We start from the raw sequence: 1591 nt of genomic DNA, 5'->3' as shown, positions 1-1591 counted from the left end.
TCGATGTTTGACGCTTCACAGCGGGTACCGGAATATCAACCGGTTATCCATCGACTACGCCTGTCGGCCTCGCCTTAGGTCCCGACTTACCCTGGGCAGATCAGCTTGACCCAGGAACCCTTAGTCAATCGGCGCACACGTTTCTCACGTGTGAATCGCTACTCATGCCTGCATTCTCACTCGTCAACCGTCCACAACTCGCTTACGCGGCTGCTTCACCCGGCAGACGACGCTCCCCTACCCATCCATACAGGCGTTGGCCCTGTTGTATGAATGACACGACTTCGGCGGTACGCTTGAGCCCCGCTACATTGTCGGCGCGGAATCACTAGACCAGTGAGCTATTACGCACTCTTTCAAGGGTGGCTGCTTCTAAGCCAACCTCCTGGTTGTCTCTGCGACTCCACATCCTTTCCCACTTAGCGTACGCTTAGGGGCCTTAGTCGATGCTCTGGGCTGTTTCCCTCTCGACCATGGAGCTTATCCCCCACAGTCTCACTGCCGCGCTCTCACTTACCGGCATTCGGAGTTTGGCTAAGGTCAGTAACCCGGTAGGGCCCATCGCCTATCCAGTGCTCTACCTCCGGCAAGAAACACACGACGCTGCACCTAAATGCATTTCGGGGAGAACCAGCTATCACGGAGTTTGATTGGCCTTTCACCCCTAACCACAGGTCATCCCCCAGGTTTTCAACCCTGGTGGGTTCGGTCCTCCACGAAGTCTTACCTCCGCTTCAACCTGCCCATGGCTAGATCACTCCGCTTCGGGTCTTGAGCGTGCTACTCCATCGCCCTGTTCGGACTCGCTTTCGCTACGGCTACCCCACCCGGGTTAACCTCGCAACACACCGCAAACTCGCAGGCTCATTCTTCAAAAGGCACGCAGTCACGAGACACCAGCAAGCTGATGTCCGACGCTCCCACGGCTTGTAGGCACACGGTTTCAGGTACTATTTCACTCCCCTCCCGGGGTACTTTTCACCATTCCCTCACGGTACTATCCGCTATCGGTCACCAGGGAATATTTAGGCTTAGCGGGTGGTCCCGCCAGATTCACACGGGATTTCTCGGGCCCCGTGCTACTTGGGTGTCTCTCAAGCAAGCCGCTGACGTTTCGACTACGGGGGTCTTACCCTCTACGCCGGACCTTTCGCATGTCCTTCGCCTACATCAACGGTTTCTGACTCGCCGACCAGCCGGCAGACTGGTCAAGAGAGATCCCACAACCCCGCATACGCAACCCCTGCCGGGTCTCACACGCATACGGTTTGGCCTCATCCGGTTTCGCTCGCCACTACTCCCGGAATCACGGTTGTTTTCTCTTCCTGCGGGTACTGAGATGTTTCACTTCCCCGCGTTCCCTCCACACACCCTATGTGTTCAGATGTGGGTGACAGCCCATGACGACTGCCGGGTTTCCCCATTCGGAAACCCCCGGATCAAAGCCTGGTTGACGACTCCCCGGGGACTATCGTGGCCTCCCACGTCCTTCATCGGTTCCTGGTGCCAAGGCATCCACCGTGCGCCCTTAAAAACTTGGCCACAGATGCTCGCGTCCACTGTGCAGTTCTCAAACAACGACCAACCACCC

1 rRNA gene is annotated in these 1591 nt (G+C 57.3%); it reads right to left on the bottom strand.

Annotated features, from left to right (window positions below):
* Window positions 1–1542 (bottom strand): 23S ribosomal RNA (locus MQP27_RS50715); the annotation flags it as partial.
* Window positions 1543–1591: the final 49 nt, after the last annotated feature.

The sequence above is a fragment of the Streptomyces cylindrosporus genome (assembly GCF_022698165.1).
Lineage (GTDB): Bacteria > Actinomycetota > Actinomycetes > Streptomycetales > Streptomycetaceae > Streptomyces > Streptomyces cylindrosporus.
The sequence above is the reverse complement of the archived record's forward strand: the minus strand, read 5'-3'. Positions and strand labels throughout refer to the sequence as shown.